The sequence below is a fragment of the Nocardia sp. GTS18 genome (assembly GCF_013839555.1).
Taxonomy (GTDB): Bacteria; Actinomycetota; Actinomycetes; order Mycobacteriales; family Mycobacteriaceae; genus Nocardia; species Nocardia rosealba.
Window position 1 is genome coordinate 1 of record NZ_JACBIU010000006.1, and the last position, 22,756, is coordinate 22,756.

At 67.0% G+C, this 22,756-nt stretch carries 22 protein-coding genes; all 22 read right to left on the reverse strand.

The features are described from left to right. Window positions 1–480: 480 nt before the first annotated feature. The 22 genes from murA to lysA all read right to left on the reverse strand — a co-directional run bounded on the left by murA (window position 481) and on the right by lysA (window position 22,734). Window positions 481–1,761 (reverse strand): UDP-N-acetylglucosamine 1-carboxyvinyltransferase, encoded by a 1,281-nt coding sequence (murA, locus tag HYG95_RS08530; protein WP_067490426.1) that lies wholly within the window; start codon window positions 1,759–1,761, stop codon window positions 481–483. Window positions 1,762–1,857: 96 nt separating this feature from the next. Next, window positions 1,858–2,454 carry a cob(I)yrinic acid a,c-diamide adenosyltransferase gene (locus HYG95_RS08535; RefSeq protein WP_181697474.1) on the reverse strand — a complete coding sequence of 199 codons (597 nt, stop codon included), beginning with the start codon at window positions 2,452–2,454 and terminating at the stop codon, window positions 1,858–1,860. Between the two features lies 1 nt (window position 2,455). Beyond that, window positions 2,456–2,878 (reverse strand): DUF2550 domain-containing protein, encoded by a 423-nt coding sequence (locus HYG95_RS08540; protein ID WP_067490432.1) that lies wholly within the window; start codon window positions 2,876–2,878, stop codon window positions 2,456–2,458. A 179-nt stretch (window positions 2,879–3,057) separates the two neighbouring features. After that, window positions 3,058–3,426, reverse strand: a complete 369-nt coding sequence (locus HYG95_RS08545) for a F0F1 ATP synthase subunit epsilon (protein ID WP_370465737.1) — start codon at window positions 3,424–3,426, stop codon at window positions 3,058–3,060. A 30-nt stretch (window positions 3,427–3,456) separates the two neighbouring features. Then, window positions 3,457–4,905: a F0F1 ATP synthase subunit beta gene (gene atpD, locus HYG95_RS08550; RefSeq protein ID WP_067490436.1), complete on the reverse strand. Its 1,449-nt coding sequence runs from the start codon at window positions 4,903–4,905 to the stop codon at window positions 3,457–3,459. 24 nt (window positions 4,906–4,929) lie between these two features. Continuing rightward, on the reverse strand, window positions 4,930–5,898 hold the full coding sequence (locus tag HYG95_RS08555; protein WP_067490441.1) for a F0F1 ATP synthase subunit gamma: 969 nt from the start codon (window positions 5,896–5,898) through the stop codon (window positions 4,930–4,932). Between the two features lie 59 nt (window positions 5,899–5,957). Further along, window positions 5,958–7,598: a F0F1 ATP synthase subunit alpha gene (gene atpA, locus HYG95_RS08560; protein ID WP_181697475.1), complete on the reverse strand. Its 1,641-nt coding sequence runs from the start codon at window positions 7,596–7,598 to the stop codon at window positions 5,958–5,960. Window positions 7,599–7,667: 69 nt separating this feature from the next. Beyond that, a complete protein-coding gene (locus HYG95_RS08565) occupies window positions 7,668–8,480 on the reverse strand; it encodes a F0F1 ATP synthase subunit delta (RefSeq protein WP_181697476.1) in 813 nt (270 codons plus the stop codon). 19 nt (window positions 8,481–8,499) lie between these two features. Continuing rightward, on the reverse strand, window positions 8,500–9,057 hold the full coding sequence (locus HYG95_RS08570; RefSeq protein ID WP_067490448.1) for a F0F1 ATP synthase subunit B: 558 nt from the start codon (window positions 9,055–9,057) through the stop codon (window positions 8,500–8,502). Between the two features lie 5 nt (window positions 9,058–9,062). Beyond that, window positions 9,063–9,311 (reverse strand): ATP synthase F0 subunit C, encoded by a 249-nt coding sequence (locus HYG95_RS08575; RefSeq protein ID WP_067490449.1) that lies wholly within the window; start codon window positions 9,309–9,311, stop codon window positions 9,063–9,065. Window positions 9,312–9,393: 82 nt separating this feature from the next. Then, on the reverse strand, window positions 9,394–10,227 hold the full coding sequence (atpB, locus tag HYG95_RS08580) for a F0F1 ATP synthase subunit A (RefSeq protein WP_225282119.1): 834 nt from the start codon (window positions 10,225–10,227) through the stop codon (window positions 9,394–9,396). Between the two features lie 308 nt (window positions 10,228–10,535). Beyond that, the gene (locus tag HYG95_RS08585) at window positions 10,536–11,003 is read right to left on the reverse strand and encodes a hypothetical protein (RefSeq protein ID WP_181697477.1); all 468 of its coding nucleotides are present in this window, start codon (window positions 11,001–11,003) and stop codon (window positions 10,536–10,538) included. A 19-nt stretch (window positions 11,004–11,022) separates the two neighbouring features. Continuing rightward, a complete protein-coding gene (locus tag HYG95_RS08590; RefSeq protein WP_067641551.1) occupies window positions 11,023–12,153 on the reverse strand; it encodes an MraY family glycosyltransferase in 1,131 nt (376 codons plus the stop codon). 13 nt (window positions 12,154–12,166) lie between these two features. Further along, window positions 12,167–12,832 carry an L-threonylcarbamoyladenylate synthase gene (locus tag HYG95_RS08595; RefSeq protein WP_181697478.1) on the reverse strand — a complete coding sequence of 222 codons (666 nt, stop codon included), beginning with the start codon at window positions 12,830–12,832 and terminating at the stop codon, window positions 12,167–12,169. A 196-nt stretch (window positions 12,833–13,028) separates the two neighbouring features. Then, window positions 13,029–13,910: a peptide chain release factor N(5)-glutamine methyltransferase gene (gene prmC / locus HYG95_RS08600; protein WP_370465729.1), complete on the reverse strand. Its 882-nt coding sequence runs from the start codon at window positions 13,908–13,910 to the stop codon at window positions 13,029–13,031. Window positions 13,911–13,990: 80 nt separating this feature from the next. Beyond that, complete coding sequence (prfA, locus tag HYG95_RS08605) at window positions 13,991–15,061, reverse strand: peptide chain release factor 1 (protein WP_181697479.1); 1,071 nt, start codon at window positions 15,059–15,061, stop codon at window positions 13,991–13,993. A 95-nt stretch (window positions 15,062–15,156) separates the two neighbouring features. Further along, window positions 15,157–15,390 carry a 50S ribosomal protein L31 gene (gene rpmE, locus HYG95_RS08610; RefSeq protein ID WP_067490466.1) on the reverse strand — a complete coding sequence of 78 codons (234 nt, stop codon included), beginning with the start codon at window positions 15,388–15,390 and terminating at the stop codon, window positions 15,157–15,159. A 208-nt stretch (window positions 15,391–15,598) separates the two neighbouring features. Continuing rightward, entirely contained in the window at window positions 15,599–17,674 is a 2,076-nt protein-coding gene (gene rho, locus HYG95_RS08615; RefSeq protein WP_181697480.1) for a transcription termination factor Rho, read from the reverse strand. 264 nt (window positions 17,675–17,938) lie between these two features. Continuing rightward, entirely contained in the window at window positions 17,939–18,865 is a 927-nt protein-coding gene (thrB, locus tag HYG95_RS08620) for a homoserine kinase (RefSeq protein ID WP_181697611.1), read from the reverse strand. A 25-nt stretch (window positions 18,866–18,890) separates the two neighbouring features. Beyond that, complete coding sequence (thrC, locus tag HYG95_RS08625; RefSeq protein WP_181697481.1) at window positions 18,891–19,985, reverse strand: threonine synthase; 1,095 nt, start codon at window positions 19,983–19,985, stop codon at window positions 18,891–18,893. Beyond that, the gene (locus HYG95_RS08630; protein ID WP_067641542.1) at window positions 19,982–21,316 is read right to left on the reverse strand and encodes a homoserine dehydrogenase; all 1,335 of its coding nucleotides are present in this window, start codon (window positions 21,314–21,316) and stop codon (window positions 19,982–19,984) included. Before HYG95_RS08630 ends, thrC begins: the two co-directional genes overlap by 4 nt. Continuing rightward, the gene (gene lysA, locus HYG95_RS08635) at window positions 21,313–22,734 is read right to left on the reverse strand and encodes a diaminopimelate decarboxylase (protein WP_181697482.1); all 1,422 of its coding nucleotides are present in this window, start codon (window positions 22,732–22,734) and stop codon (window positions 21,313–21,315) included. Before lysA ends, HYG95_RS08630 begins: the two co-directional genes overlap by 4 nt. Between the last annotated feature and the right edge of the window lie 22 nt (window positions 22,735–22,756).

Sequence of the window (22,756 nt, forward strand, 5' to 3'; positions counted from 1 at the left end):
CGCCGCTAGCGTTCGTCCTGAGCCAGAATCAAACTCTCCGTTGAAGACTCTCAACCACACCCCAAAGGGTGTAATCAGAAATATCTAACTAGAGTCCGAAAAATCTAGCAAAGCGAACACCAGCAAAAAAGATTCGCTGTTGTTCAAAATGTCCAACCTCCCACGACCGGGGGGTACGCGAAGGCTGGAACCAATAAAAATATTGGCACTGACATTCATCGACACACTATTGAGTTCTCAAAGAACACACGCACACACTTCCGACCCGACGATCAGTCGAGGTTTCGGTGAGGCAAGGGTTCGTACTGTAGTCCAAGCAACCCACCGGACGCAAATCCGGTCAAGCCCTGAACACGCAATCAGTCAGGCGCTCATCGTACTACCTCGTGTCTCAGCGGGGCTGAGTCGGTGTCCGTGTCGCTCTGACTCGAACTAAGTTACGTGCCGCCAAACACGAAGTCAAATCGGCTGGTCAGCAGGCTATTTCGGCGTACCGACACGCTCGACCTGTCCACCGAGGGCTTGCATCTGCTCGACGAACTTGGGGTAACCGCGGTCGATGTGGAACACGTCGTGCACTTCGGTGACGCCGTCGGCGACCAGACCCGCCAGCACCAGGCCGGCGCCGGCACGGATGTCGGAAGACCACACCGGGGCGCTGGACAGGCGCGGGATGCCGCGGACCACGGCGTGGTGACCGTCGGTGCGGGCGTCGGCGCCGAGGCGGATCATCTCCTCCACGAAACGGAAACGGGCCTCGAAGACGTTCTCGGTGATCATCGAGGTGCCGTCGGCGATGGCGGCCAGGCCGATGGCCATCGGCTGCAGATCGGTCGGGAAACCCGGGAACGGGAGCGTCGCGAAGTTCACCGCACGCGGACGCTCCGGCTGCACCACACGGAAACCGTTGGGCTCGTAGGAGATTCGCGCACCGGCGGAACGTAGCTTGTCCAGCACCAGGGCCAGGTGCTTCGGGTTCACCCCGGTGACGCGCACATCACCGGTGGTCATCGCGGCCGCGATCCCCCAGGTGGCGGCGACGATGCGGTCACCGATCACCCGGTGCGTGGTTGGCCGAAGGCTCTTGACGCCCTGCACGGTGAGCACCGAGGAACCGGCACCGTCGATCCGCGCACCCATCTGCGTGAGCATGGTGCACAGGTCGACGATGTCGGGCTCGCGTGCGGCGTTGTCGATGACCGTCTCGCCCTCGGCGAGCACCGCCGCCATCAGGATGTTCTCGGTGGCGCCCACCGACGGGAAGTCGAGCCGGATCCGCGCGCCCTGCAGCTCCTCGGCCTTGGCGACCACACATCCGTGCTCGATCTCGCTGGTCGCACCCAGCAGACGCAGACCGGCCTGATGCATATCGAGCGGACGCGAACCGATCGCGTCACCGCCGGGCAGGGCAACGACCGCGCGCTTACAACGAGCCATCAACGGACCCAGCACACACACCGAGGCGCGGAACTGGGTGACCGCCGGAAAGTCCGCGTGGTACTTCGGCTCCGCCGGGGTCACGATCGTCACGACCGATCGGTCACCGCTCTCGTCGTCGGAGATCGTCACATCACAGCCGAGGCCGCGCAGCACCTCCGCCATCAGCGGGACATCGAGGATGTCGGGACAGTTGGTGATGGTGGTTGTGCCTTCGGCCAGCAACGACGCGGCCATCAGCTTCAGCACGCTGTTCTTCGCGCCGCCGACCGCGACCTCGCCGACGAGCTGATTACCGCCGGAGACCAGAAACCGTTCGCTCACCCCGCCAGCTTATCGACCGATGCGCCACGACACGCCCCCCTGTCACCAAACCGGCTCGATCGGGCCGGAACTCGTGACCGCCGAGCCGCTTTCGCGCTAGCGTCCACCGCCCGGTTGCCACAGCACGTCACCTTCGGGATTGGTGTAGCGGCTGAGGATGAACAGCAGGTCCGACAGACGATTGAGGTATTTCGCGGGCAGCACGCTCGTGTCGTCGGGGTACGCGGCGACCGCGGCCCAGGCCGATCGTTCGGCGCGGCGGGCAACCGTACGTGCGGTGTGCAACAGCGCGGCCAACGGCGTGCCGCCGGGCAGGATGAACGAATTCAGGGGCGCGAGAGACTCGTTGAACTCGTCGCACCACGCCTCGAGCCGGTCGATATAGGACTGGGTGATGCGGAGCGGCGGGTACTTCGGGTCGGCCACGATCGGGGTCGACAGATCCGCGCCCGCGTCGAAAAGGTCGTTCTGGATCTGGCGCAGCACCGACAGGATCTCGGGTGCCGGCGTACCGAGGGCAACCGCGACACCGAGCGCGGCATTGGCCTCGTCGCAATCGGCGTAGGCGACCAGGCGCGCGTCGGTCTTGGCGACCCGGGAGAAATCGCTCAGGCCCGTTGTTCCGTCGTCACCGGTTCGGGTGTAGATCCGGGTGAGGTGGACCGACGATCGTGGCTGCGAGTCGTCCGGCATCTCAGATCGGGCCCTTTCGCTTGGCACGGTCCGACGGCCGCGACTCCATCCATGACAGAAAAGCCGCCATCGATCCGCGGTCGAGTGCCAATTCGAAGCTGGCGTGCGGGTCGGTGACGGCTACCACGACGATGTCGTCGGTCATGATGTCGAACTCGTCGCCCTGGGGATGCCTGCGTTCGACGATTTCGAGGCCCTGACGGTGAATCGTGCTGTCCGGGCCGAATTTGAGGCTGGTGAGTTTGAAGAAGACGAGCCGGTCCTCGTCGTAGCGGATGAGGCCGTGCCGCCAGCCCTGGCCGCCGCGCGCGGGCAGTACCCGCAGCAGCGCGGCCGTCCCACCACGACGCAGCATGACCAGCCGATAGGTGGAAGCGCCTGCGATGAACACGAGCGTCAGCACCAGAATGATCAGGAGAACCATCCCGGTTTGCAATGCCGTACGCCCTTTCGCTCCACTCGGGTGCCGTGGACACCCCTGTCATATTCAATCACGGGCGCCCGAAACGGTTCCGCCCGGATCCGCCATCCGCCGGATATAACACTGCCGGCGGTGAACTCCAGGAGTTCACCGCCGGCAGTGTTCGTGTCGCTGTACAGCGATCAGGACGCCGTAGTCGCCTCGACGGCCCGGACCTGACCCTGCGCCGCGCGCAGCTGCGCCTCGTCGGCATCCGCGTCGGCGAGCACCTTACGTGCCGCGTCGACATCGACCTCGCCCGCGAGATCGGCCGACTCGGCCAGCACGCGAACGGTATCGGCGGTCACCGAGAAGAAGCCGCCGTGCACCGCGGCGACGATCCGCTCACCCTCGGTCGGCACGATGGTCACCGTGCCGCCCTCGACGAGCTGACCGAGCAACGGCTCATGGCCCGCCATGATGCCGATCTGCCCCTCGGTGGTCTGCGCGCTGACGAACGAAGCCTGGCCGGACCAGAGCTTACGTTCGACAGCCACGAGATCGACCGTCATCGTCCTGGAAGTGGACTCTGCCATCGTTGACTACTTTCCGGCGATCTTCTTCGCAGCGGCCTCGACGTCGTCGAGTCCACCGCAGGAGTTGAACGCCTGCTCCGGGAAGTGGTCGAACTCGCCCTTGCAGACCCGGTCGAAGTCGTCGATGGTCTGCTCCAGCGGCACGACCGAGCCCGGCTGACCGGTGAACTTCTCGGCCACGATGAAGTTCTGGCCGAGGAACTTCTCCAGACGACGGGCACGGCCGACGAGGACCTTGTCCTCTTCGGAGAGCTCGTCCATACCGAGGATGGCGATGATGTCCTGCAGCTCCTTGTACTTCTGCAGGATCCGCTTGACCTCGTTGGCGACCCGGAAGTGGCGCTCGCCGACGATCGAAGCCTCGAGGATACGAGAGGTCGAAGTCAGCGGGTCGACGGCCGGGTAGATGCCCTTCTGCGAGATCGGGCGCGAAAGCTCGGTCGTCGCGTCGAGGTGGGCGAAGGTGGTCGCCGGCGCCGGGTCGGTGTAGTCGTCGGCGGGGACGTAGATCGCCTGCAGCGAGGTGATCGAGCGACCACGGGTCGAAGTGATGCGCTCCTGGAGCTCACCCATCTCGTCCGCCAGCGTCGGCTGGTAACCCACGGCCGAAGGCATACGACCCAGCAGGGTCGAGACCTCGGAACCGGCCTGGGTGAAACGGAAGATGTTGTCGATGAAGAGCAGCACGTCCTGGTGCTGGACATCGCGGAAGTACTCCGCCATGGTCAGCGCGGACAGGGCCACGCGCATACGCGTGCCCGGCGGCTCGTCCATCTGGCCGAAGACGAGGGCGGTGTCCTGGAGGACGCCCATCTCTTCCATTTCCAGGTGGAGGTCGGTGCCCTCACGGGTACGCTCACCGACGCCCGCGAACACCGAGGTGCCGGAGAACTCGCGAGCGATACGGGTGATCATCTCCTGGATCAGCACGGTCTTGCCGACACCGGCACCACCGAACAGACCGATCTTGCCGCCCTTGACGTACGGGGTGAGCAGGTCGATGACCTTCACACCGGTCTCGAGCATCTCGGTCTTACCCTCGAGCTGATCGAAGCTCGGGGGCTTGCGGTGGATGCCCCACTGCTCGCCGTCGCGGCCGAGGCCGGGCGAGTCGAGGCAGTCACCGAGGGCGTTGAACACGTGGCCCTTGACGATGTCACCGACGGGCACCGAGATCGGCTTGCCCGAGTCGGTGACGCTCGCGCCACGGACCAGGCCGTCGGTCGGCTGCATCGAGATGGTGCGCACGATGTTGTCGCCGAGGTGCTGGGCGACCTCGAGGGTGAGGGTCTTGGCCACCGACGCGAGCTTGATGTCGGTGTTCAGAGCGTTGAACAGCTCGGGAATGGCGCCACGCGGGAACTCGACGTCCACGACGGGGCCGATGACACGGACGACGCGGCCGGCGGTTTCGCCCGCCTTCTTCGCGTTGTCCTGAGTGACAGCTGCGGTCATTAGATTGGTTCTCTTCCTGCGCTTCTAGTCGCGGTCCGAGCTCGACGCCAGCGCGTTCACGCCGCCGACGATTTCGCTGATTTCCTGCGTGATCTGGGCCTGACGCACCGAGTTCGCCTCGCGCTGGAGCACACTGGCCAGCTCGTTGGCGTTGTCGGTCGCCGCCTTCATTGCGGTGCGCCGAGCCGCGGACTCGGATGCCGCTGCCTCGAGCAACGATGCGTAGATTCGCGTGTTGACGTACTTGGGCAGCAGAGCACCCAGCAGCACGTCGGCGTCCGGCTCGAACTCGTACTGCGCCGAGACAACCACGTTCGGCGAGTCCGACATGATGTCGTCGCCGAGCTCGTAGTTCTCGTCGACGAAGCTGACCTGGATCGGCGCCAGGCGGCGCACCTCCGGAGTCTGGGTCAGCATCGAGACGAACTTGGTGTACACGATGTGCAGCTCGTCGACACCCGCCATGGTCCCGCCGCTGAGCGCCGGAACCTCACCGTCGGAGCCGGCCATGAAGGCCTCGACCAGGTGCTGGCAGGCGGCAGACGCATCGGTGTACTTCGGCTGCTGCGAGAAACCGGTCCACGACGCCTGGAACGGGCGGTTGCGGAACTTGTAGTACGTGAGGCCCTTGTTGCCCATCACGTACAGCACCGGTTCCTTGCCCTCGCCACGCAGGGTGGTCATGAGCTCCTCGGCGCGCTTGAGCACGTTGGAGTTGTAGCCACCACACATACCGCTGTCGCTGGTGATCACCAGGACAGCGGCCCGCCGGGCGTTGGGACGCTCGGTCAGCAGCGGGTGCGACAGGTTCTTCGAGGCGCTGGCCAGCTCACCGAGGACCTTGGTGATCTCCTCGGCGTACGGCTTGGCGGCCGCGACCCTGGCCTGGGCCTTGGAAATTCGCGAGGTCGCGATCAGTTCCTGAGCCTTGGTGATCTTCTTGATCGAATTCACACCACGAATGCGGGAGCGCAATTCGCGCAAACTTGCCACTACGATTCACTCCCTTCATTCGCCGTATCGATAGTTGCCGACATCAGTGCTGACCCGGCTTACTTGTCGACGTGCTTGCGGGTGACCGACAGCGACTCGACCTCTTCGTGGTCCAGGTCGCCCGCGGCGGCCTCGTTCACGACGCGGCTGCCGTCCGAAGCAAGGAAGCCCTGCTTGAACTTGTCGGTCTCGGACTTGATCGCCTCGGCGGCCTCGCCGTCGAGCGGCTTCTTGCCACCCTCCAGCGCGTCGAACGACGACTGGGTCACGCTGTGCAGGTGCTCGAGCAGCTCGGTGGTGAAGCGACGCACGTCGGCGACCGGAACCGAGTCGTAGTAGCCGGCGTCGACCAGGTAGATCGAGATGACCTGATCCTCGACGGCGACCGGGGAGTACTGGTTCTGCTTGAGCAGCTCCACCCAGCGGGCACCACGCTCGAGCTGGGCCAGCGAAGCGGCGTCCAGATCGGAGGCGAAGGCGGAGAACGCCTCCAGCTCGCGGTACTGGGCCATTTCCAGACGCAGCGAACCGGCGACCTTCTTCATGGCCTTGGTCTGGGCGGCGCCACCGACACGGGAGACCGAGGTACCGACGTTGATCGCCGGGCGGACACCCTTGTTGAACAGGTCGGACTCGAGGAAGACCTGACCGTCGGTGATGGAGATGACGTTGGTCGGGATGAACGCCGAGACGTCGTTGGCCTTGGTCTCGATGATCGGCAAACCGGTCATCGAGCCGCCACCCATCTCGTCGGACAGCTTCGCGCAACGCTCCAGCAGACGGGAGTGCAGGTAGAAGACGTCACCGGGGTACGCCTCGCGGCCCGGCGGACGACGCAGCAGCAGCGAGATGGCGCGGTAGGCCTCGGCCTGCTTGGTCAGGTCGTCGAACACGATGAGAACGTGCTTGCCCTGGTACATCCAGTGCTGGCCGATGGCCGAACCGGTGTACGGAGCCAGCCACTTGAAGCCGGCGGAGTCGGAGGCCGGGGCCGCGACGATGGTGGTGTACTCCATCGCGCCGTGCTCCTCGAGCGCGGTCTTGACGCCCGCGATGGTGGAGCCCTTCTGGCCGATCGCGACGTAGATGCAGCGGACCTGCTTGGTCGGGTCGCCCGACTCCCAGTTCGCCTTCTGGTTCAGGATCGCGTCGACGGCGACGGCGGTCTTGCCGGTCTTGCGGTCGCCGATGATCAGCTGACGCTGGCCGCGGCCGATGGCGGTCAGCGCGTCGATCGCGGTGATACCGGTGGCCAGCGGCTCCTCGACCGGCTGACGCTCCAGCACGGTCGCGGCCTGCAGCTCCAGCACGCGGCGGTCGTCGGCTTCGATCTCGCCCAGGCCGTCGATCGGCTGGCCGAGCGGGTTGACGACGCGACCGAGGAACTTGTCACCGACGGGAACCGACAGCACGTCGCCGGTGCGGCGGACCTGCTGGCCCTCCTCGAGCGAGGCGTACTCGCCGAGGATGACGGCACCGATCTCGGTGTCCTCGAGGTTCAGCGCGACGCCGAGGACGCCGCCCGGGAACTCGAGCAGCTCGTTGGCCATCGCCGACGGCAGACCGCTGACGTGCGCGATGCCGTCGCCGGTGTCGGTCACGAGGCCGACTTCTTCGATGGAGGTTTCCGGGGTGTAGCTCTGGGTGTAGCTCTCGATCGCGCTACGGATCTCGTCGGAGGAGATCGTCAGCTCCGCCATGTTGTTCCTGCTCTCGCTGTGGTCTCGAATGTCGGGGGTTGAAGAAGAACTGCGAAGGTGGCGTCCTGGTCAGGACATCGCGCGGCGCAGCTTCTCCAGTCGGCCGGTGGCGCTGCCGTCGATGACGTCGTCTCCGACGCGCACGACGACGCCGCTCAGCAGCGTCGGGTCGACCTGCACGTGCACGGTGACCGCCTTGCCGTAGATCCGCTGTAGGGAAGCCGCCAGCTTCTCCTTCTGCTGATCGTTCAGCGTGACCGCGGCGTGCACATGGGCGACGATCTGGTCACGACGGGCCGCCGCCAGATCGGACAGGGCGTCGAAGGCGACGCCGATGTTGTTGGTCCGCAACCGGACGACGGCCTGCTCGGCCAGCGCAACGGTGACCGGCTCGGCCTTACCGTTGAGCAGCCGCTCGATCAGCTCACGCCGCGCCGAGGCGGGCTTGCCGTGATCGGACAGTGCCTGCTCCAGCTGCGGGTTGTCGGCGATGATCCGGCCGAGCCGGAACAGCTCGTCTTCCACCGCGTCGAGCCGGCCGCCGTCGGCGGCGGACTCGAGCAGAGCCTCCTGCCCGAGCAGCTCCAGGGTGTCGACCAGGTCGCGGGTGCGGGACCAGTTCTGCGCCACGGCGGTGGTCAGCACTGCCTGCGTGGCAGCGCTGACCTTGCCGCCGAAGATCCGCTCGCTGAGTTCAGCGCGCGCCGAACCCGGCACCGAGGCGTCCGCGAGCGCCACACGCAGCGAACGCTGGTCGTCCAGCACGGCGACAACGGCGAACAGTTCCGACCCCGTTGTGGCCGCGACAGTTTCGCTTCCGGTCAACGCGGCCCGAAGCGCCTCGCGAGACCGGGCACTGGCCTCGCGGCTCGCTGCGTACATGCTTCTCACTTTCGCGTCGCTACCTTCCGACCCCGATGGCGTCGGTGTCGTCGAGTTCCTTGAGGAACTTGTCGATCGACGCCGCCTGCTTGGCTTCGTCCGAAACCGACTGACCGATGATCTTCTCGGCCAGCTCGACGGCCGTACGGCCGACCTCGGAACGCAGCTCCGTCAGGATCTGCTGGCGCTGGGCTTCCAGCTGGGAGTGACCGGCGGCGACGATGCGGTCGCTTTCGGCCTGGGCGTCCTGGCGCATCTGCGCGAGGATCTGCTGCCCCTGGGTGCGCGCATCCTCACGGATACGTGCGGCCTCGAGCCGGGCGTCGGCCAGCTGCTGCTGGTACTGCTGCAGCGTCTGCTGTGCCTCCGCCTGGGCTGCTTCGGCCCTGGCGATACCGCCTTCGATCTTGTCGGTGCGCTCTTCGAGGGTCTTGGTCACACGTGGGATCACGTACTTCCAGAACAACAGACCGATGACGATGACACAGACGATCGACCAGACGATGTCGTACGTTGCGGGGACGAGAGGATTCACATCCTCTCCCCCTTCGGCGGCGAGCATCATGATTTCGCGCATCGGAATCAGAAGATGAAGCCGGCGACGAGGCCGATCAGCGCCAGGGCTTCGGTGAACGCGATACCGAGGAACATGGTGGTGCGGATCTGGCCGGACAGCTCGGGCTGACGCGCGATGCCCTCGATGGCCTTACCGACGACGATGCCGACGCCGATGCCGGGGCCGATCGCAGCGAGGCCGTAGCCGATGGCTCCGAAGCCCTTGAAGGAGCTTTCGGTGTTCGCGGCTTCCTGGGCCAGGTAAGCGAGGCTCATGAGTCTTCTTTCCCTTTCTGTTGCTCACCCGCCGGTCGGCGTGTGCAGCAGGTTTGGCGGTATGTAGGTGGTTCGGTCGGGTCTAGTGGTCGGCGGCGTGCTGCGACTGCCCGATGTACACGGCGGCCAGCAGCGCGAAGACGTAGGCCTGCAGGAAGATGACCAGCAGCTCGAACAGAGTGAAGCCGATGGCAGCCAGCAGCGAGAAGGGCGAGAAGACCTTCATCCACGCGGTCGCGTCGAACAGGAAGAACCAGGTGGCGCTGAAGAACAGCACCAGCATGATGTGGCCGGCCAGCATGTTGGCCATGAGACGGACGGTCAGCGTGAACGGGCGCAGGATGAAGGTCGAGATGAACTCGATCGGAATCAGCAGCACGTGCAGCGCGATCGGCACGTCGGGGACGACGATGCTGTGGCGGATGTAGGAGAAGAACCCGTACTTCCTGATGCCCACGTAGTTGTAGACGATGTAGACGATCGCGGCGAGGACCAGCGGCATGCCGATGCGCGCGTTCGACGAGATGTTCAACCCGGGAATCACACCGGAGAAGTTCAGAAAGAGAACCGTGAAGAAGATCGTCGCGAGCAGCGGGAGGAACTTCTTGCCGGATTCTTTGCCGAGTACCTCGTCGGCGATCTGCTCCTTGACGAAAACCACACCGGCTTCCATCACATTCTGCAGGCCGCGCGGCACGATCTTCGGCGAGCGGAAAGCCAGCACGAAGACGGCCACCAGAACGGCGGTCATCAACAGCCGGACCAGCATCAGGCGATCGAGTTCGAACGGCGTACCCTCGAACAGCACCGCTGGAGGGAAGAAGTCGGACAGCGATGGCGCGTGGAACTCGCCCGCCGCCAAAGTGATGACGCTCAGCGTTCTCTCCCGTGTTCGGGCCGCGGGTACGACTGTCATTCCCGCGGTTCGATCGGACATTGACGATCAATGGGGGTCGACTTTTGTCGGCTCGAAATTCGACAGCCGCTGATACGAGGGATACCTGTATTAGCTTCTGTACGGGCGTCGGCGACATCGTCGACATGCTTCAACCGGGCACATTCCACCCGGATCGGCAGTAAGCATAGCGGCCCCGGGTGGGATCTCGGTGATCCCCCCTTGGTAACCCGAGGCATAGCCCGAATCCCCGGACCGCGCCCCTAGCTTGGGTGCTTGCTTACCAACACTTTACCAAGCTATCTACGACAGTGCGTAGCTGGGTGGGATTATTCCTGCTCGGAAGCCGTTTCGCTGTCTCCCGCGCGTGTCGTGACGTACGGGACCTTGTGTCGCACAACGCCGTAGGTTTCGGCACCGAGCACGATCAGCAGGGCTCCTACCACGGTGAAGAACAGCGCGGGCCTGCTGTAGAAGTCGAACTGGTTGAGCACACCGACGACGATCAGCACCACAAGCAGCTTGGCGACCCAGCTGACCAGCAGGACCATGCCCGCCATCGTGGGCGGCAGCTTGGCGCCCAGCAGCACCGACACCACGGTGGTGAGGATGAATCCGCCACCGATCGCGGCGCCGAGCAGCGCGCCCCACAGACCGGGCATCCCGGCGAGGAGGGAGGCGATCACCACCGACGCGACCACGAGCACGCCGAGGCCGATCAGGCCGTAGCGCAGCGCGGCACGCAGCGGGGCGTCGGGGCCTGGCACGGTTTCGGGTGTAAAGCTCACGGCCCGCACTTTACCTTGCGGGCCGAAGTCAATGCTGGGCCGACTCCGTGCGGCGCATCGAGGGGATCACCGTCACCACCAGCGCGAACACCAATCCGCCCGCCACCAGCAACACCACAAGCCGCCGGTCCATCAGCGAAGTTCCCACCGCGCCGAAGGCGAGCACGCCGACCCATAAATAGATGAGCAACACCACGCGGCGCTGGGAATGCCCGATCTGCAGCAATCGGTGATGCAGGTGCATTTTGTCCGGTGTGGAAAAACTCACGCCGGCGCGCACACGGCGCACGATCGCCAGCAACAGATCGAGCACCGGAATGAACATCACCGCGCCCACCAGCAACAGCGGCGAGAGCAAACCCACAATGTCGCGCGGACCATAGCCCTGCAGCGGAATTCGGCCCGACGCACCGGTGGAAACAGCTGCCAGCATCAAACCGATCATCATCGACCCGGTATCGCCCATGAAGATTCGGGCCGGGGAGAAATTGTGCGGCAGAAATCCGAGGCACGCACCCGCCAGCGCGGCGGCCAGCAAAGCGGGTGGATAGGTGTCGACCGAGCCGCCCTGGTCGTAGAGCAAACCCACGGAGAACGCGAAAACAGCCACCGCGCAGATCAAACCGAGGCCGGCGGCCAGGCCGTCCAATCCGTCGACGAAGTTCATCGCGTTGACGAGCGTGACGGTGATGCCGACCGTCACCAGGCCGCCCTGCAGTGCGTCGAGCACCACGGTCGTGTCGTTGAACGGGTCGTAGATCACGTACCAGCTCAGGCCCATCACGGCCATCACACCGGCCGCGGTGACCTGTCCGGCGAATTTGGTCAGTGCGTCCAGCCCCCAGCGGTCGTCGACTATGCCGACGAGCACGATGATCGTCGCGGCGACGAGCACAGCGGGAATATCGGGCGCGTAATCGAAGCCACGGCGCAGCGCGGGCAATTGATGTGCGAACAAGATCGCGGCCACGACGCCGACATACATACCGACGCCGCCCATCCGGGGAATCGGTTTGACGTGCACATCGCGTTCACGCGGAATCGCCACGGCGCCGAAACCGATGGCGAGCACCCGGACACCGCCGGTGGCCAGGAAGGTCACCGTTGCCGAGACGAGCAGCACGAGCAGGAGCTCACGCAGGGGAACGACTGAGCTCATCGCAGGCAGGCGATCACCGGTTGGCGGAGCTGGTCAGGGCCTCGGGCGCCATCCCGAGCACCTCGGCGATATCGGCCACCGGCACCGCACCCTCCCGCAACACCCGAGGTTGGTCCGCGGTGAGGTCGACGATCGTTGAGGCGACGGCGTGCTCGGCCGGGCCGCCGTCGAGGTACACGCTAGCCAGCGAACCGAGTTGTTCACGAGCCTGTTCGACGGTGGTGGCGGGCGGCTGCCCCGACACATTGGCACTCGACACCGCGAGCGGGCCGACCGCGCGCAGCAGCTCGAGCGCCACCGGGTGCAGCGGCATCCGCAGCATCACCGTGCCGCGCGTGTCACCGAGATCCCAGGCCAGCGAAGGTGCCGCCTGCACAACGAGACTCAGCGCACCTGGCCAGAACGCACGGATCAGGTCACGTGCCTGCGGACGCACCGAGAACACGAGTCCGTCGATGGTGTGCCACGAGCCGACGAGCACCGGGACCGGCATATCGCGACCGCGCCGCTTGGCGGCCAGCAGGTCGGCGACGGCGGACGAATCGAACGCGTCGGCGGCGATGCCGTAGAGGGTGTCGGTTGGCATCACGACGAGGCGACCCGACTTCAACGCACTGGTGGCCGCGGTGATCCCCGCGTCTCGAGACGCCTCATCGGCACAGTCGTAGACAGTACTCAAAGCTGTCCGCCTCCTCCGCGTACTTTCCCGGTCTTTAGCTGCGGGCAAGAGTGTAGCCCCCGGTTCGAGGGGCGAGAGCCGAGGGACTTTGGGGCGCTCATCCCGGTGTTAGCCAGGTGATTGCCTGATGGAGCGCGGTCATGTCCGGCGGACACAATGCAGCCTGTCTACCTGCGCGACGCTCCGGCTCTCGCGCTCAGGTGTTCGAGGGGCGGCGCGCGGTGACGAAGCGCGGCTTGTCGGACAGGTCGGTGTGTTCGGCGATGTCGGTGAGGTCGGCGGCCGACAGCAGTGCCGCCACTCCCCCGCCGTTGGTGTCGTCGTGTTCGACGGCGGTGGCACCGCCGGGGCGCAGGAGGCGGGCGATCGTGGGGACCATGCCACGGATGACGTCGAGACCGTCGGGACCGCCGAACAGGGCGCGGTGGGGGTCGTGGTCGACGACCTCGGGGTCGAGGACCGCGTCCTGCGGGATGTAGGGCGGGTTGGCGACGACCAGGTCGGCACGGGCGGTGAGGTGTTCGACCACGAACGGGTCGGTGACGTCACCGGAGTACAGGGTGATGGGGGTGTCACCCGCGGCGATGCGCGTGTCGGCGTTACGGCGGGCCCAGCGCAACGCGTCGGGATCGAGTTCGACGGCGTGCACATCGGCGTCCGGCCGGGCGTGCGCGATGGCCAGTGCCAGCGCGCCCGAGCCGGTGCACAGGTCGACGACGATCGGTGCGTGCGCGAGCGGCTGTGCCTCGAGGTAGCCGAGCGCCCAGGCGAGCAGCAACTCGGTTTCCGGGCGCGGCACGAACACGCCGGGCCCGACGACGAGGTCGACGGCACCCAGCGGCGCGGTTCCGGTCAAGTGCTGCAACGGGATTCGCGCCGCACGCTGCTCGATCAGCGCCTCGATGCGCGCGGCGGTGTCGGTGTCGACCATCGGGATCAACGCAAGGCGCATCCGCTCCACACCGAGCGCGTGCGCGGCGAGGTTCTCCGCATCGAACATCGGCGAGCCGACTCCGGCCTCTTCGAGGCGCGCGCCGGCCCTGACGATCAAGGGCCGCAATGGGATTCGCGCGGTCACGGGCTCATCCGGCAATGTCACCACGACCTCCGAAGGTGCGCGAGATCGCGTAGGCCGTGCGGCGCGGGTCGTTCACGCCCTTACTCGGCAGCCATCCGGGCCTCGCGCTCGGCTTTGCCGAGCGCGTCCAGCAGCGCGTCCATGTCACCGTCGAGGACGGCGTCGAGGTTGTGCGCCTTGAACCCGATGCGGTGATCGGCGATCCGGTTCTCCGGGAAGTTGTAGGTACGGATGCGCTCGGAGCGGTCGACGGTGCGGATCTGGCTGGCGCGCCCCGCCGCCGCCTCCTGCTCGGCCTGCTCCTCGGCCAACGCCTGCAACCGGGCGGCGAGGACCTGCATGGCACGGGCCTTGTTCTGCAGCTGGGAGCGTTCGTTCTGGCAGGTCACCACGATGCCCGAGGGCAGGTGGGTGATGCGGACGGCGGAGTCGGTGGTGTTCACGCCCTGACCGCCCTTGCCTGAGGACCGGTACACGTCGATGCGCAGGTCGGTCTCGTCGATCTGCACCTGCTCCACCTCGTCGGGCTCCGGGTAGATCAGGACACCCGCGGCCGAGGTGTGGATGCGGCCCTGCGACTCGGTCACCGGCACGCGCTGCACGCGGTGCACGCCGCCCTCGAACTTGAAGCGCGACCACACCCCGTCGCGCGCGGCGTCCTTGCTCTTGATCGACAGCGTCGCGTCCTTGTATCCGCCCAGGTCGGAGTAGGTGACGTCGAGCGTCTCCACCTTCCACCCGTGGCGTTCGGCGTAGCGGATGTACATGCGCGCCAGGTCGGCGGCGAACAGCGCCGATTCCTCGCCACCCTCGCCGGACTTCACCTCGAGCACCACGTCGTCGCCGTCGTGCGGGTCGCGTGGGGCGAGCAGATCGGCGAGGGCCTGCTCGAGTTCGGCCAGCTGGGCTTCCAGCCCGGGCACCTCGGCGGCGAAGGTGGCGTCGTCGGCGGCCAGCTCACGGGCGGCCTCGAGGTCGTCGCGCACCGCTTCGAGCTTGCGATAGGTGCTCATCACCGGCGCCAGCTCGGCGAACCGCTTGCCCACCCGGCGTGCCGCGCCCGCGTCGTTGTGCAGCGACGGATCGGCCAGCTGCGTCTCCAGGCCCTGGTACTCGGCCAGAATGTCGTCGATGGCGGACGGTTGCGTCACGGGAGGATTCCTTCGGTGTGCGGGGCGACGGCTCGGGTAGAGAAACCACCGACGCCCGGCCTGCGAAATGCAGAACCGGGCGTCGGGGGAGGCAACTAGCTTTCGGCGTCGGCCTTCTTGCCTGCGCGCTTGCCGTAGCGAGCCTCGAAGCGAGCCACGCGGCCGCCGGTGTCGAGGATCTTCTGCTTGCCCGTGTAGAACGGGTGGCACTGCGAGCAGACCTCGACGGTGATCTGGCCGGACTCCTTGGTGGAGCGAGTCTGGAAGGTGTTGCCGCAACCACACACGACGGTGGTGTCGACATACGTGGGGTGGATTCCTGCCTTCATGGGCGTCCTCTCGATAATGGTCGCCGGGTCGTAGCCCCATGGAGTGGGGTACGTGAACCGGAACCGACTAGGCGGGATGTCTGCGAGCTCGCAGACACACAGCGGTCCAGTATGCCAGACCCGGCCGCCCTCATGAGAACACCCCCTACCCTTCGGATGTTCCCGGCAAACCGAAAGGGCCCCGCCGAAGCGGAGCCCTTTCGTTCTGTCACTCGTCGAGTGCGCCCGGTGCGGTCTTGGAGACCGACATCAGGAACTCGAGGTTGTTCTTCGACTTCTTCAACCGGTCGATGAGCAGGTCGATCGCCTGATGCGAATCCAGGCCCGAGAGCACTCGGCGCAGCTTGTGCAGCACCGCGGCCTCGTCCGGGGACATCAGCAGTTCGTCCTTGCGGGTACTCGACAGGTTCACGTCGACCGCGGGGAACACGCGGCGCTCGGCGATCTTGCGGTCGAGCTTGAGCTCGGCGTTACCCGTGCCCTTGAACTCCTCGAAGATCACCGTGTCGCCGGTGGAACCGGTCTCGACCAGCGCCGTGGCGATGATCGTGAGCGAGCCACCGTTCTCGATGTTGCGCGCCGCGCCGAGGAACCGCTTGGGCGGGTACAGCGCGGTCGAGTCGACACCACCGGAGAGGATGCGGCCCGAGGCGGGCGAGGAGTTGTTGTACGCGCGGCCCAATCGGGTGATCGAGTCGAGCAGCACCACAACGTCTTTGCCCATTTCCACCAGTCGCTTGGCCCGCTCGATGGCGAGTTCGGCGACGGAGGTGTGGTCGGCCGGCGGACGGTCGAAGGTGGAGGCGATGACCTCACCCTTCACCGAACGCTGCATATCGGTGACCTCTTCGGGACGCTCGTCGACCAGCACGACCATGAGGTAGCACTCGGGGTTGTTGGTCGCGATCGCGTTGGCGATGTCCTGCACCACGGTCGTCTTACCGGCCTTGGGCGGGGAGACGATCAGCGCGCGCTGGCCCTTGCCGATCGGCATGATCAGGTCGATCACGCGGGTGCTCAGCTTGTTGGGCGTGGTCTCGAGGCGCAGTCGCTGGTTCGGGTACAGCGGGGTGAGCTTCTGGAAGTCGGGACGACGCTTGGCCGCCTCCACCTCGCCACCGTTGACCGTGTCCAGGCGCACCAGCGGGTCGAACTTCTGGCGCTGGTTGCTCTGCTCGCCGTCACGCGGTGCGCGGACCGCACCGGTGATGGCGTCACCGCGGCGCAGACCGTTCTTGCGAACCAGGTTCATCGACACGTACACGTCGTTGGGACCGGCCAGGTAGCCGGAGGTCCGCACGAAGGCGTAGTTGTCGAGCACGTCGAGGATGCCCGCGACGGGCTGCAGGACATCGTCCTCGCGGATCTCGAAATCGCGGGCCTCGCCGCCACCGGAACCCGTGCCACCGTCGCGGTCACGCCCACGACGACGCTCACGGAAGCGACGGCCCCGGCGACCGCGGCCGCCTTCCTCGTCGTCGCCACCACGATCACGGTCGTCGCGCGGGCCACGATTGCCGCCCGCGTTGCCGTTCTGGTTCTGGTTGCGCTCGCCGCGCTCGTTCTGGTTGCGGTCGTTCTGATTACGCTCGCCACCGGCATTGCGGTCGTTGCGCTCGCGACGACGCTCGCCCTGCTCGCCACCCTCGGCCTGCTTGGGCTCCTCGGCGCGAGTCTCGGTGCGATTCTCGGCGGGAGCGTTCTCGCCGCCACCGGAACGGGCCTGGTCACGACCGCGACGCTGCCTGCCACGGCCACGCTGACCGCTCTCGCGACCCGACTCCTCGCCCGCCTCGGCGGGCGCTTCGGTCTTGGCCTCGACCGGCTTGGTCGCAGCGGTCTCGGTCTCGGCCGGCTTGGTCTCGGCGGCCTTGGCCTCGACCGGCTTCACCTCGGCCGTCTTCGCCTCCGGCGCCTTGGCTTCGGCGGCGGGCTTCTCGGCCTTGGCGGGCCGTTCCCGCTTGGCGGGAGCGTCGCTGGTGGCAGGCGCGTCGGCCGTCACGGCGGCGGCTTCGGCAGGCTTGGCACCCTTGGCAGGCGCTCCGGCCTGGTTTTCTTTGATTGCGGCGATGAGATCGCCCTTGCGCATACCGGAGGTGCCTCGGATACCGAGTTCCCCAGCGAGCGCACGCAACTGCGGCAACAGCATTCCAGTCAGCCCCGATCGTGCGACGTCGGTGTGTTCGCTCTGTTTCGAAATCTGTCCGGATTCACTTTCGCGGCCGCCCGAATTCGTCGGGTCGGTATCCACCCCGGGTGTCGCGAGCAGGTCCGTTTCTGTCACGGAAATCCTTTCCTTCCCTCGAATGCCGTGTGCTGAGTCGAGGGTTCGTTCCGCAGACCCGGCAACATATGCCGAGCTCGGATTATGCGTCCCACAGGACGCTTGTGCCGTACTACCCGCCCCGCCGGACCGGAGGCTTCGCCACCAGAAGAAAGTGGTGAGGGGAGCGATTGCCCTGATGAAGCACCGGCGTCTGATGCGCACGATGTACGGACCAGCCCAGAATAGCCGCCTATCACGAACAACGGCAAGGCAGGCACGCCGTCAGTCGATCGACACCCCGTCGGCGATACCGGGCTCGACCACGCGCAAACCGTCTTTCTCGGCCAGTTCGCGCAGGTCAGCGGGGAATTCCGTGGTCGCGAGCGCGAGGATGGTCGGGCCCGCGCCCGAGACCGTCGCGGCGATTCCGGCGTCGCGCAGCCGCTCGATCCAGGCGGTGGTGAGCGGTAGCGCGGGGGCACGCTGGGTCTGGTGCAACCGGTCGGCGGTGGCGGGCATCAGCAGGTCGGGACGCTCGGTGAGCGCGACGACGGCCAGGGCCGCCCGGCTCACGTTGAACGCCGCATCGCCGTGGGGCACCTGCTCGGGCAGCAGCCCGCGCGTGTGCGCCGTGGACGAACGCTCCTGCGGAATCAGCACCACCGGACGCAGCGCCCGCGCGGGATCCAGGCGCACCGCCCGGTAGGCGCGGACCTGCTCGTCGTCGGTCTCGGTCCACGAGACGACGACTCCGCCGAGCACGCTGGCCGCGGCGTTGTCGGGATGACCCTCGAACTCCGAGGCCAGCTGCACCAGGCGGTCACCGTCGAGTCGCAGCGCCGGATCGAACTTCGCGGCCAGTCCGGCACCGGCGGCCAGGCCACCGACCACGGCCGACGCGCTGGAACCGAGACCGCGTGAATGCGGAATCACGTTGCGGCACACGACATCGAGGCCGTCGGCCCAGACGCCGAGCGATTCCAGGCCGCGCTCGATGGCGCGGACAACCAGATGGGTCGGTCCCCACGGCACGTCGTCGGCGCCCTCACCCTCGACCCGGATCGCGAGACCGGATTCGGTGGTGCGCACGACGATTTCGTCGTAGATGCCCAACGCCATTCCGAGACAATCGAATCCGGGTCCGAGATTGGCGGTGGAGGCCGGGACGCGCACGGTCACTTCGAGACCGGCGGGCAGGGTCGCTGTCATCAGCGTCGGCTCACGTGCGGTCAACTCAGGCCAGCTCGAGTTCGCGGGCGATGGCGACCGGGTCCACCGCGATCGGCTTGACCTCGGGCATTCCGGCCAGCGCGTTGTCGGGGTCCTTGAGGCCGTTGCCGGTGACGGTGCACACGACGGTCAGGCCCGAATCCAGCCAGCCCTCCTTGCGCGCGGCGAGCAGACCGGCCACGCTCGCGGCCGACGCGGGCTCGACGAACACGCCCTCGGTCGCGGCGACGAGACGGTACGCGGCGAGAATCTCTTCGTCGGTGGCTGCCCGGAAGGCACCACCGGACTGTTCCTTGGCCTCCATCGCACCGTTCCACGAGGCCGGTGCGCCGATACGGATCGCGGTGGCGACGGTCTCGGGGTCCTTCACCGGAGCACCGTTGACCAGCGGCGCGGCACCGGCGGCCTGCACACCGAGCATGCGCGGCAGCACCTTGGTGATGCCGTCGGCGTGGTATTCGCGGTATCCGCGCCAGTAGGCGGTGATGTTGCCCGCGTTGCCGACGGGCAGCACGTGTACGTCGGGCGCCTTGCCGAGCACATCGCAGATTTCGAAGGAGGCGGTCTTCTGCCCCTCGATGCGGGCCGGGTTCACCGAGTTCACCAGTCCGACCTGCGGGAATTCGGCGGTCACCTTGCGGGCCAGCTCGAGGCAGTCGTCGAAGTTGCCCTCGACTTGGATGATCTTGGCGCCGAGCATCACGGCCTGGGCCAGTTTGCCCATCGCGATCTTGCCCTGCGGGATCAGCACGGCGCATTCCATGCCGGCGCGGGTGGCGTAGGCGGCGGCCGAGGCCGAGGTGTTGCCGGTGGACGCGCACAGCACGGCCTTCTGACCGCGGTACTTCGCGTCGGTCATCGCCATGGTCATGCCGCGGTCCTTGAACGAACCGGTGGGGTTGGCACCCTCGACCTTCAGGTACACCTCGCACCCGGTGAGTTCGGACAGGTGCGTGGCGGGGACCAGCGGAGTACCGCCCTCGAACAGGGTCACCGGCTCCCAATCGGCCGCACCGGCCAAGCGGTCGCGGTAGGCCGCGATCAGGCCGGGCCAGCGCGAGTGCACACCGGCCTGGGGCGCGATGCCAGTGGAGTTCATGATTCTTCGGTGCCTTCCAGTCTGAGAACGCTGGTCACAGCGGTGACGGAATCCATTTCCGCCAGTACCGCGACAGTATCGGCCAGCGACGACTCCACCGCATGGTGGGTGACGACCACGAGCCGGGCGCCGTCGCCGTGACCCTGCTGGCGCACGGTGGAGATGCTCACCCCGTGCTGGGCGAAGGTGTCGGCGACCGCGGCGAGCACGCCGGGACGGTCCTCCACCTGCAGGTTCACGTGGTAGCGGGTGGGGGTGTCACCGATCGGCGCGATCGGCAGCTCAGCATAAACCGATTCGCCGGGTGCGCGACCACCGTAGAACTTGTTGCGGGCCGCCATCACCAGGTCGCCCAGCACCGCCGAGGCGGTCGGCGCGCCGCCCGCGCCCTGCCCGTAGAACATCAGGCGACCGGCGTTGTCGGCCTCCACGACCACGGCATTGAAGGCGCCGTTGACCGAGGCCAGCGGGTGCTTGCGCGGGATGAGCGCCGGGTACACGCGCACCGAGACGCGGTCCTTGCCGCCTTCGGCCGCGCTCGGCTCGCCGGGGACGCGCTCGCAGATGGCGAGCAGCTTCACCGTGCAGCCGACGGCCGAGGCGGTCTCGAGGTCTTCGGCGGTGATCTTGGAGATGCCCTCGCGGTACACGTCGGCGGCGGTGACGCGGGTGTGGAACGCGAGCGAGGCCAGGATCGCGGCCTTGGCGGCGGCGTCGTAGCCCTCCACGTCGGCAGTGGGGTCGGCCTCGGCGTAGCCCAGGTCGGTGGCCTCGGCGAGTACGTCGTCGTAGGCGGCGCCGGTCTCGTCCATCGCGGAGAGGATGAAGTTGGTCGTGCCGTTCACGATGCCGACGACCTTGTTCACCCGGTCACCCGAGAGCGACTGGATCAGCGGACGCACCACCGGGATCGCACCGGCGACCGCGGCCTCGAAGTACAGGTCGGCGCGGCTGCTCTCGGCGGCGGCGGCCAGCTCGCCGGTGTAGTCGGCCAGCAGCGCCTTGTTGGCGGTGACCACGGACTTACCCGCGGCGAGGGCGTCACCGATGAGCTTGCGGGCCGGGTCGATACCGCCCATGACCTCGACCACCAGGTCCACATCGTCGCGGGCCAGCAGCGCCTCGGCGTCGGTGGTGAGCAGCTCGGCGGGCAGCCCACGGTCCTTGGACAGGTCGCGCACGGCGACACCGCGCAGCACCAGGGGCGCGCCGACGCGCGAGCGCAGGTCGTCGGCGTGGTCGCGCAGCACGCGCACCACCTCGGTGCCGACGGTGCCCATGCCGAGCACGGCTACGCCGAGCGGGCGCCCCGCGTCGTTGGTGCCGTTCATCCTTCTACCTCCAGGCTGAGCAGGTCCGCCACCGTTTCCCGGCGCAGAATCAGTCGCGACTTCCCGTCACGCACCGCGACCACGGCGGGCCGGGTGAGCAGGTTGTAGCGACTCGACATCGAATAGCAGTACGCCCCCGTCGCCGCGACCGCGACCAGGTCGCCCGGTCCGGCGTCGGCGGGCATCCACGTGTCGCGGATGACGATATCGCCGCTCTCGCAATGCTTTCCGACCACGCGCGCGACCACGGCGTGCGCGTCGGAGCTCCGCGAGACCAGACGGCAATCGTAATCTGCCTGGTAGAGCGCGGGGCGGATATTGTCGCTCATCCCGCCGTCGACACTCACGTACCGGCGACGCGCGCCACCGTCGAGCTCGACGTCCTTGATGGTGCCCACCTCGTAGAGGGTGACGGTGCCCGGTCCGGCGATCGCGCGGCCCGGTTCGACCGCGATGATCGGCTCGGGCAGCCCGGCGCGGGTGGCCTCGGCGGCGACCAGGTCGCGCAGCTTGGCGGCGAACTCGTCGAGCTCGGGCGGGTTGTCGCTGGGCAGGTAGGCGATGCCGAGGCCGCCGCCCAGGTCGAGGGTGGAGATCTGGGCGGTGCGTTCCACACCGAACTTGTCGATCGCCTCGCGCAGCAGGCCGAGCATGCGACGGGCCGCGATCTCGAAGCCGTCGAGCTCGAAGATCTGCGAACCGATGTGGCTGTGCAGGCCGACCAGGCGCAGGTTGTCGGCCTCGAAGACGCGGGCCAGGGCTTCCATCGCGTCGCCGCCGGCGATCGAGAAACCGAACTTCTGGTCCTCGTGGGCGGTGGAGATGTACTCGTGGGTGTGCGCTTCGACGCCGACGGTCACGCGGACCAGCACGTCCTGCACCACCCCCGCCGCACCGGCGACGGCTTCCAGGCGTTCGATTTCGTAGAGCGAGTCGACGACCACGTGGCCGACGCCCGCCGCGACGGCAGCTTCCAGCTCGGGGACGGACTTGTTGTTGCCGTGCAACGCGATTCGCTCTGCGGGGAAGCCCGCGTTGAGCGCGATGGCCAGCTCGCCACCGGAGCACACGTCGAGGGAGAGGCCCTCGTCGCGGATCCAGCGGGCGATCTCACCGCACAGGAACGCCTTCGACGCGTAGTGCACGCGAGCGGCGGTACCGAACGCGGCGACCATGTCGCGGCAGCGCGAACGGAAGTCGTCCTCGTCGATCACGAACAGCGGGGTGCCGTACTGCGCGGCCAGCTCGGTGACGGGGATGCCGGCCAACCGCACCACGCCGTCGCCACCGCGCGAGGCGTTGCGCGGCCACACGTGTTCGGGCAGGTCGATCATCTCGCGCGGATCGGTCGGCCGCTCGCCGAGCGTCGGGGCGTGCGGGATCTCGGCGTGCCGAGGCCCGGCGGGGTGTGCACTCATCGTGGTGCGTCCTTCCTGAAAA